At 66.9% G+C, this 9,527-nt stretch carries 9 protein-coding genes and 1 pseudogene; 6 read left to right on the top strand and 4 right to left on the bottom strand.

The genetic code is table 11. The annotated features are described in order from the left end of the window. The 4 genes and pseudogenes from AC1DYI_RS19085 to AC1DYI_RS19070 all read right to left on the bottom strand — a co-directional run. Nucleotides 1-701 (bottom strand): annotated as a pseudogene (locus AC1DYI_RS19085) (hypothetical protein); the annotation flags it as partial. Between the two features lie 80 nt (nt 702-781). After that, nucleotides 782-1,876: a hypothetical protein gene (locus AC1DYI_RS19080; RefSeq protein WP_477205708.1), complete on the bottom strand. Its 1,095-nt coding sequence runs from the start codon at nt 1,874-1,876 to the stop codon at nt 782-784. Nucleotides 1,877-2,008: 132 nt separating this feature from the next. Further along, nucleotides 2,009-2,836 (bottom strand): DUF72 domain-containing protein, encoded by an 828-nt coding sequence (locus AC1DYI_RS19075; RefSeq protein ID WP_477205707.1) that lies wholly within the window; start codon nt 2,834-2,836, stop codon nt 2,009-2,011. Between the two features lie 70 nt (nt 2,837-2,906). Beyond that, complete coding sequence (locus tag AC1DYI_RS19070) at nt 2,907-3,812, bottom strand: COG3904 family protein (protein ID WP_477205706.1); 906 nt, start codon at nt 3,810-3,812, stop codon at nt 2,907-2,909. A 203-nt stretch (nt 3,813-4,015) separates the two neighbouring features. Here AC1DYI_RS19070 and AC1DYI_RS19065 point away from each other — a divergent pair, with 203 nt between their 5' ends. The 6 genes from AC1DYI_RS19065 to AC1DYI_RS19040 form a co-directional block, all read left to right on the top strand. After that, entirely contained in the window at nt 4,016-4,822 is an 807-nt protein-coding gene (locus tag AC1DYI_RS19065; RefSeq protein WP_477205705.1) for an IclR family transcriptional regulator, read from the top strand. Further along, nucleotides 4,819-5,598, top strand: coding sequence for an ABC transporter ATP-binding protein (locus AC1DYI_RS19060; protein WP_477205704.1), 780 nt, complete (start codon nt 4,819-4,821; stop codon nt 5,596-5,598). Before AC1DYI_RS19065 ends, AC1DYI_RS19060 begins: the two co-directional genes overlap by 4 nt. Nucleotides 5,599-6,163: 565 nt before the next feature. Beyond that, nucleotides 6,164-7,180 carry a putative 2-aminoethylphosphonate ABC transporter substrate-binding protein gene (locus AC1DYI_RS19055; RefSeq protein ID WP_477205703.1) on the top strand — a complete coding sequence of 339 codons (1,017 nt, stop codon included), beginning with the start codon at nt 6,164-6,166 and terminating at the stop codon, nt 7,178-7,180. A gap of 14 nt (nt 7,181-7,194) precedes the next feature. Then, complete coding sequence (locus tag AC1DYI_RS19050; protein WP_477205702.1) at nt 7,195-7,743, top strand: phosphonate degradation HD-domain oxygenase; 549 nt, start codon at nt 7,195-7,197, stop codon at nt 7,741-7,743. Next, nucleotides 7,740-8,864 (top strand): putative 2-aminoethylphosphonate ABC transporter ATP-binding protein, encoded by a 1,125-nt coding sequence (locus tag AC1DYI_RS19045; protein ID WP_477205701.1) that lies wholly within the window; start codon nt 7,740-7,742, stop codon nt 8,862-8,864. Before AC1DYI_RS19050 ends, AC1DYI_RS19045 begins: the two co-directional genes overlap by 4 nt. Next, the coding region (locus AC1DYI_RS19040; protein WP_477205700.1) for an ABC transporter permease subunit at nt 8,864-9,527 on the top strand (664 nt) is incomplete at its 3' end. The genes AC1DYI_RS19045 and AC1DYI_RS19040, both read left to right, overlap by 1 nt.

The following is a 9,527-nucleotide window of genomic DNA, read 5'->3' as shown; positions in this document are numbered from 1 at the left end:
AAGCCGGTCAACTCGGCGAGATGCGCCGCATCGAGCTTGTTCGCTGGCTTGCCGGCAAACGATTCGCGCTGGTAGCCCTTGGGCAGCAGCTTGCCGAAGACCTGGTTGATCTGCGTGCTGCGCCTTTCAGCCACGTCAACGGCCATGTCGCGGATGACCACCATCCACATCTGGTTGGCACGGCGAACCTGGGCCAGGACTTCGCGGTTTTCATTCGGCGAGGTCTGGTAAGAGAAAGCCTGGCGATCGGTCCAGCCGTTCTTTGGCGCGATCGGCGTCACCACCTTCACCGGCCTGTTCGCATGCGGCTGGAAGGCGGCCCACGCCGCGGCAAGCGCGGCATGGGCATCGGGCGCATCGATATCGATCAGCGCCAGCCACGAGCCGCCCTCCGGAGCCTCGAGGATGGTGGCCGGTCCGCGCACGCTCAGACGCCAGCCGGCCGGAGCATCGAAGGTGTTTCCTGCGACGGTGGTGCTCGGCGTGTCCTTGGCCAGCGGCGCAACGGACTCCAGCGCAGCGGCCAAAGGCACTAAAGGGGTGGCATGGGCCGAAGAGGCCATGCCGATCCACGGCAGGATCAGGGCCAGGACAACACTCTGCAGGGCTCGCATGCAGCCGCTCCTCATTGTTTGACGTGGGGCGAGATGATGCGGGTCGGCTCCTGCCCGGTACACCCTGAGGCGTCCGAGCGGCTGCAACGGGAGGACGGAAGGCAAAAAGGGCACCCCACCTGCGCGGGGTACCCTTCGTGGCTGCGCCGGCTGCCGCCGGCGTTTGGTCAGCGCAGGATCTGCGAGTTGGTGATCACCGGCTGGCCAGCCTTGGCCAGGATGAAGATGCCTGGCAGGCCGTTGGTCTCGAACTTGTCGTTCGGGTTGCCGCTCAACAGCGAGTTGGTGATCGACATCGTGCCGGTCAGGTTGTTGCTGACGAAGAACGAAGCACCGCCGCCTTCATTGGCATGGTTGTTCTGAATCTTGTTGCCGCACATCGTCAGGTTGATGGTGTTGCCGTCCTGGTAGATGCCACCACCGCTGCCGCCGCCCGGCGTGCCCGGGGCCGCCGGGTTGGCGCCGTTGCCGACCGCCGAGTTGTAGCTGATCAGGCTGTTGTAGATGCTGAAGTTGGTGGCCAGGCCGCTGATCGCACCGCCGTTGGAGCAGTTGTTGGCGTAGTACGCGCCGCCGCCGAAGGTGCTGTGCGTGATGTAGACCGGCGCCGTCGGCGAGCCGCCAAACGAGCGGAGCGCGCCGCCGCCCAGGTCGGGGCCGGTGGCTTCGCAGCTGTTCTTGAAGAAACGCGTGTTGACCACCTTGAGCCGGCCGCCGCGCGTGTAGATCGCGCCGCCGCCGTAGACCTCGGACAGGCCATATGTCTGGCCGCGGGAGTTGCCCTTGGTCAGCGTGATGTTCTGCACCGTCAGGTGCGGCGTGTCCTGCGTGTCGCAGTGTCCAGTGGTCCAGACCTGCTTCGGATCGCAGGTGTTCATGTACAGGATGCGCCGCACGCCAGCGCCGCTGAGCGTGACCTTGCCGCCGCCGTCGATCACGACGTTGGGCTTGTCGTTGAACACCTTGGCGGTGGCGGTCAACGCGATGGTGACCGGATCGGGCCCGCAATTGAAGGTGATGACACCGCCGTTGGCGACCGCGGCCACGAAGGCCGCAGAGGTGCAGCTGGCGGGCGAGCCGGTGCCAACGACATGGGCGTTGGCGATGCTGTCGGCCTGCGCGGCCGTGGGCACGGTGCAATGACCGTCGGGGTTGCCGGTGCCAGGGACTGCGGCATAGGCGGATCCGGCAGCAGCCAGGGTCAACAGGGCGAGGCGCGAGGCGCCGGTGTGTCGGGCTTGAAAAATCGAGTTCAGTTTCATGGCTGCCACAGTTCCCAAAGTCTTCACATCCTTCAAGATAGGGGCTGTGGCGCCGAACACTGTGAGCGCATGTGACGAACGGTAGGAGCCGCTCCCGGGTAGCGGCCTACATCCAGACGCACCTGACGAGCTTTACCCGGCAATTCGAGCGATTCGTTCACGCAATGCCATTGCGGCGTGCGGGGCCTTTTCCTTCGCGCCGCTGATGAAAAACATGAACACGTCGCGCGGTGCGGCAGGAGCCGGCGACGGCTCGACGCGCGGCACATCGGCCGGCTCGGCACCGTCGCGCCAGGCTTGGCCACAGGCGGCCAGCTGGTCCAGCGCTTCGGGCGTGACGCCCAGCGCCAGGCTCGAATCGGTGCGCATCATCCGCGTGTAGACGAAGTCGCCGGTGACGTCGGCAAACGACGGGTACTCGTCCGAATCGGTGAACACCGTTGCGGCCTGGTAGCGCCGCGCGAGCGCGAGGTAGTCGGGGCTCTTGAAGCTGTCGTGGCGCACGTCCAGCACATGGCGCAGCGGCCGCTCGCCGACCTTGGACGGCAGCAGCTTCAAGAAGGCCTCGAAGTCGACCGGGTCGAAGCGTTTGGTGGGCGCGAACTGCCAGACGATCGGCCCGAGCTTGCGGGCCAGTTCGGCAATGCCGCTGTGGACAAAGCGCTCGACCGACTCGCCGGCCTCGGCCAGCACGCGCCGGTTGGTGGCAAAGCGCGAGGCCTTGAGCGAGAAGACGAAGTCGTCGGGCGTCTCGTCGCGCCACTTGGCAAAGGTCTCGGGCTTTTGCGAGCTGTAGTAGGTGCCGTTGACCTCGATCGCTGTCAGCTTGCGGCTGGCGTATTCGAGCTCGCGGCTGTGCGGCAGGTCGGGCGGGTAGAAATTGTTGCGCCAGGGTTCGAAGGTCCAGCCACCGATCCCGACTCGGATGGCAGGAGATTGCTGTTGCGGCGCATCGCTCATGCTGGCTTCCCTGGCGTTTCGTGATGGCTGGCGAGCATACCCGCCCACCCGCCGCCGTGCCCAGCGAGGGTCAACGCAAGGCGAGCAGACCGCCTCCCGGCGGCGTGGGTGTCAACACCCGGTGGCGCTCCAGCTCCTGACGCGACGGGAACCACATCGACTGGCTGGACGTGGCGCGCACCTTCTCGATAAACGCGCGGGCGATGCCGGCATTGCGGTAGTAGCGCATCAGGACGTCGGCATCGACCGTGCGGTCGTCGTCGACACCGGCAAAACTCGGGCGGTGAAAACCGATGCGGGCGTTGGGCGCGGCGCCACGCTGGCGGCCGGCGAGCAGCACCATCGTGCAGGCACTGGCGCACAGGCCGTCGACATAGGTGTTCAGGCGCCGCTCACGGATGTCGGCGGCAATGCTCTCGGCTTCGAACAGGCGGCCACCGGCCGATTGCAGGTGCACCAGGCGGACGCCCGGCGCGTTGGCCAGCAACTCATGCACCTTGTCAGCAGAGCCGGCGCCCAAGGTGCCGGACAGCAGCAGGCTGTGGCCGTCGGCGCTGATGCGCGCGTCGATCACCGCGACCGGATCCTGGCCGAGTGCGATCTGGCCCATCTCGAAAGTCCGGGCGCCGCCGTGGCGCTCTGCAAAGGCGAGACCAAAGGCGAGGCTGCCGGCCAGAACCAGCACGCGCAGGGCCCAGGTGGTCGCGGAGGCCCCTGCATGCTGTGCTCGGCGGTTTGCGGCGCGCCAGACACCGATCTTGCAGCAGACCACCGACAGCATCAGCAGCATCGAGCCAGCGAGCTGCAGCAGAGCCGACAGCCGAAGGCTTTGCGCGTCGTCGGCCGCACGGCTTGCCAGCAAGGCCAGCAGCAGCAGCGGCAGCGCCTGAGCCAGCCAGCCGCCTTCAGAAAAGGCACGACCGACCCGACGCACCACCGCCTTGGCGTGGGGCTGTTGGGTGTGGATCGGTGGCATGGCTAGGTGGCTTCTTGTTGAACCACGATGCTAGGAAGACGGCGCGCGGATGAGCGATGAAGAAAAGGCCAATGCACAGCCCTTTTTCACGCCTCGGTGTTTTCCCGCGAAGCGCGCGAAATGCGTAAGCATGTGTTGACCTGCGGCGCGTGGTGCCTAGACTGACGTTCGAATCCTTGAACCCGGTTCAGCCCATCGAACTCATGGTCGCGGTTTCCAGCCCTGCACATGCGCACCACGCCGCCCCCGGCCTGGTGCCGGCGGTGGCCCGTGCGGTGGCGGTGATGGACCTGCTGGCCCGCCAGCGCGAGCCACTGAGCATGACCCACGTGGCCGCCGCGCTGGCGTTGCCCAAGAGCAGCGTGCATGGGCTGTGCAACACGTTGCTGAACTTGGGCTACCTGCGCCGGGCCGACAACGGCGCGCTGCAGATCGGCCCCAGCGTGATGAGCCTGGCCGAGGCCTTTGTCGCCAGCACCAGCGTGGCCGGCGAGTTCGAGGCGCTGTGGCGCGGCGTGCGGGCGCCGGACGAAACGCTGATCCTGTCGGTGCTGAATGGCGCCGAGGTGGTCTACGTGGGCGTGCGCAACGGGTCGCGGCCGCTGGGCCTGAACTTCACCATCGGCATGCGCCTGCCTGCGCACCTGTCGGCCACCGGCAAGGCGATGCTGGCGCATCTGCCCGCCTTGAGGTTGCAAGCGCTCTTCCCGCCCGGCCCGCTGCAGCGTTTGACCGATCGGGGCGCGGCCAGCCAAGCTGAGCTGATGAAAGAGTTGGCCCTCTGTCGCGAGCAGGGCTACAGCATCGACGACGAAGGTATCCGGGAAGGCGTCATCGCGCTGGCCGCGCCGATCTTCGACGCCACGGGCCAGCCGGTGGCCGGCCTGGGGGTGTGCCTGAACAAGGCGGTGCTGAGCGCCGAGCAGATGGAGCGGCAACGTAAGGTGGTGGTGCAAGCGGCGCGGACGCTGTCGCAACGGTTGGGTGCCCGTTCTGGGGAAAGTGGATGAGCGGCAGCGCCGAATACATTCTTGAGACTCACGACCTGACGAAAGAGTTCAAGGGTTTCGTCGCGGTCAGCAAGGTCAATCTGCGCGTCAAGCGCGGCCACATCCATGCGCTGATCGGCCCCAACGGTGCCGGCAAGACGACCTGCTTCAACCTGCTGACCAAGTTCCTGACGCCGAGTGCCGGCCGCATCGTCTATGACGGTCAAGACATCACCGGCGAAACACCGGCGCACATCGCCCGCCGCGGCGTGATCCGCTCGTTCCAGATCTCGGCCGTGTTCCCGCACCTGACGGTGCTGGAGAACGTGCGCGTCGCGTTGCAGCGCAAGCTCGGTGGCTCGTTCCATTTCTGGCGCAGCGAGCGTTGCCTCGATTCGCTGAACAGCCGAGCATTGGAGCTGTTGGGGGCAGTGGACTTGGCGGGTTATGCCGGCGCAAAGGCTGTCGAACTGGCTTATGGCCGCAAGCGCGCGCTGGAGATCGCCACCACGCTGGCAATGGACCCGCAGTTGATGCTGCTGGACGAGCCGACACAGGGCATGGGCCTGGAAGACGTGGACCGCATCCGCCAGCTGATCAAGAAGGTCTCGGCCGACCGCACCATCCTGATGGTCGAGCACAACATGAGCGTCGTGGCCAGCATCGCCGACACGATCACCGTGCTGCAGCGTGGTGCGACGCTGGCTGAAGGGCCGTATGAGCAGGTGTCGAAGAACCCGGCGGTGATCGAGGCTTACATGGGCTCGGCCAACGTCGAGCTGCAGGGGGCACATTAGATGAGCGGTGCGCCTGCTTTCTGGCCAATGCGGGTTGCCTGGGTGCGCTGCGACTGCCCCCGTAGTGGCGGCAGAGCGGCGGCGGTGCCCCCGTTCTCCGGCCCACGCTCGCGGGGCACGGTTGCGGCACACGACGGGCAGCCGCATCAACACCGKRGTGCCMMGGCGSMGTGGCGGCGACCGCGAATGGGGCCTGCGCCCGGAGGCACCACCACCGCCCTGCAAGCACCGYCCGTGGCATGGCACGCACGGGCAGGTCACCACGGTTCCATGGTGGGTGGCTCGGGGGTGCGGGTTCAGGCCCCATTCGCGGTCGCCGCAGCATCAGGCAAGCGTCAACGGGTGCAGACCGAGAGATGAGAGGCGTGCCGAACACCGTGCCCCGCGAGCCTGGGCCGGAGAACGCRCCYCCGGGCCACCCGCCACGCGCGCGCTTCGCAAGTGAAACTGGGCAGGGGTTCAAAAGTTTTCTGATGGCCGCATCGGCGCGAATCGATCGAGCGTCAACGTATCGTCACAGCCGATACATAGAGTGCAGCGCAGTTTCCAACCCCAGGAGCCTGCGATGTACCGCCGCCCGCTGCTTTCCCTCGCCTTCGTTGCCGCTTCAGTCGGCGCCGCCTACGCCGACACGACCCTGACGGTCTACACCGCGCTGGAGGCCGACCAGCTGAAGGCCTACCAGGCCCAGTTCGAAACCGAGAACCCTGGCGTCAAGCTGAAGTGGGTGCGCGACTCGACCGGCATCATCACCGCCCGACTGCTGGCCGAGAAGGCCGCGCCGCAAGCCGACGTGGTGATGGGCGTGGCCGCCAGCTCGCTGCTGGTGCTGGAGCGTGAAGGCCTGCTGCAGCCCTACGCTCCGAAGGGCGTGGCGGAACTGGACAAGCGCTATGTCGATGGCGCGTCGGTGCCCAGCTGGGTTGGCATGGACGTGTGGGGCGCCACCGTGTGCTTCAACACCATCGAGGCTGCCAAGCAAGGCTTGAAGAAGCCCGAGAGCTGGAAAGACCTGCTCAAGCCCGAGTACCGCGGCAAGGTCGTGATGCCGAACCCGGCCTCCAGCGGCACCGGCTACTTCGATGTGACGGCCTGGCTGAAGATGTTCGGCGAGCAAGGCGGCTGGGCCTACATGGACAAGCTGCACGAGAACATCGCGCAGTACACCCACTCAGGCTCCAAGCCGTGCAAGCAGGCGGCGGCCGGTGAGTTCCCGATCGGCATCGCCTTCGAGTACCGCGCGGCCAAGCTGAAGGACAGCGGCGCGCCGATCGAGCTGGTCTTCCCGGCCGAAGGGCTGGGCTGGGATCTCGAAGCCACCGCGGTGATGAAGGGCAGCAAGAACATCGATGCCGCGAAGAAGCTGGCCGACTGGTCGGCCTCGCGCAGCGCCAACGAGCTTTACGAAAAGAACTTCGCCATCGTCGCCTACCCGGGCGTGGCCAAGCCCAATGCGCACATCCCGGCGAACTACGAGCAGTTGCTGATCAAGCAAGACCTGAAGTGGTCGGCCGACAACCGCGAGCGTATCCTGGCCGAGTGGACCAAGCGCTACGACGCGAAGTCCGAGCCGAAGAACTGAGCCCCGCGCCTGGCATGTCGCTCACGATCGAGCACATCGGCGCGCTGTTCGAGCGGCAAGGCCAGGCGCTGTATGGCGGCGAGGCGGTCAGCCAGCTCGAGCATGCGCTGCAGGCAGCGTGGCTGGCCGAGAGCAGCGGTGGCGACGACGCGCTGGTCGTGGCGTGCCTGCTGCACGACCTCGGGCACCTGCTGTTCGAGCAGCAGGACACTGATCTGGCCGACGGCGTGGACGACCTGCACCAGTACAAGGTGCTGCCGTTCCTGCGGCCGATGCTGCCGGCCGAAGTGGTCGATGCGATCGGGCTGCATGTCGATGCCAAGCGCTACCTCTGCCACGCAGAACCTGGCTACCACGCCGCTTTGTCAACGGCCTCGCAGTGCAGCCTGACGCTGCAGGGCGGATCAATGACAGCGTTGCAAGCCGAGCAGTTTTTGGCCAAGCCGCACGCCATGCGGGCCATCACCTTGCGCCGCCACGATGACACGGCCAAGGTGGTGGGCCTGACCACACCACCACTGGCGCACTTTCTGCCGCGCCTGCAACGCTTGATGACCCCATGAATGCGTTGCTTCAACCGCCTTTGTCGGCCGCACTGACCTCCGCACTTGAACCACGGCCGGCCTGGCTGCAATTCGAAGGCATCGCCAAACGCTTCGGCGCCTTCGAGGCTCTGGCCGGTATCGACCTGTCAGTCGCCAAAGGCGAATTCCTGTGCCTGCTCGGGCCATCGGGCTGCGGCAAGACCACGCTGCTGCGCGTGCTGGCCGGGCTGGAGCGGCAAGATGCCGGGCGGCTGTTGATGGGCGGTAGCGACATCGGCCGCCAGCCGCCGGCGCAGCGGGACTACGGCATCGTGTTCCAGTCCTATGCGTTGTTTCCTAACCTGAACGTGGCCGACAACGTGGGCTACGGCTTGCGCACTGACCGCGCGCAGAAAGCGCGTCGGGTGTCCGAGCTGCTGGACCTGGTGGGCTTGGCCGGCAGCGACGCGAAGTACCCGGCGCAGCTCTCCGGCGGTCAACAGCAACGCGTCGCGTTGGCGCGCGCCTTGGCCACCTCGCCGAGCCTGCTGTTGCTCGACGAGCCACTGTCGGCGCTGGACGCACAGGTGCGCGAGCACCTGCGGCGCGAGCTGCGCGCGCTGCAGCGCAAGCTCGGCGTCACCACGGTGATGGTCACGCATGACCAGGAAGAAGCGCTGACCACCGCGGACACGATCGCGGTGATGAACGCCGGCCGCATCGAACAGGTTGGCACGCCGGAACAGATCTATGGTGAGCCGCGCACGCGCTTCGTCGCCGAGTTCGTCGGCCATGCCAACTGGCTGCCGGTTCAGCGCCGGCCCGATGGTGCGGTCGAACTCGCCGGCCAGGTGATCGATGCGCCAGCGGCTGCGCTGGCCCTGCGTCCAGACATGCAGGGCACGCTGTTCTGCCGACCTGAAGACGTGGTGCTGCAGGCGTCGGACAGCGGCTTGCTGGCCGATGTCACGCGGGTGGATTTCATGGGCGGCCTGCGCCGCGTGCACTTGACGCTGTGTGCGGCGCTGCAGGTCAGCCTGACCGCCGACATCGCCGCCCACGAGCCAGCTTGCATCGGCTTGGCGCCGGGCCTGCGGCTGCGCGTCGGTTTGCGCAGTGAGCGGCTGCGCTGCTTCGTCAACAACGAGGGTCAGGCGTGATGCTGGCGGCGCTTCGCTGGCCCGGTCTCGCCATGCAGCGCCAACCGCTGCGCACCGCGGACGAGCGGTGGGCCGGCGCATTGGCCTGGCTGCTGGCAGCCGTGCTGCTGGTATTCCTGGCCTGGCCGTTGGCCAGCATCCTGGTCAAGGCAGTGCAGGGGCCTGATGGCCGGCTCGTCGGCCTCGACCAGCTGTGGGCGCTGGTTGCCGAAACGCGGCTGCGGGCGGCGCTGTGGAACAGCGTCGGGCTGGCGCTGGTCAGCAGTGCAATCGTGTTGCCGCTCGCGCTGGGTTTCGCATTCGCGTTGACGCGCTCTCGGCTCTGGGGCCGGCCGCTGCTGCGCTGGCTGGCCCTGTCGCCGCTGCTCGCGCCTTCGCTGATGCCGGCGATCTCGCTGGTCTACCTGTTCGGCAACCAGGGGCTGCTGAAGTCGTGGCTGGGCTCAGCCTCGATCTACGGGCCACTCGGCATCGTGATGGGTGAGGTGTTCTACACCTTTCCGCATGCGCTGCTGATCCTCGTCACCAGCCTGACCCTGGCCGACCAGCGGCTGTACGAAGCCGCCGAAACATTGGGCGCCGGCCGGCTGCGCCGCTTCGTGACCATCACGCTGCCGGGTGCGCGCTACGGCCTGGTGTCGGCTGCGATGGTGGTCTTCACGC

The organism is Ideonella sp. P3_A4 (genome assembly GCF_056403075.1).
This window is presented reverse-complemented; position numbering and strand designations above follow the sequence as displayed.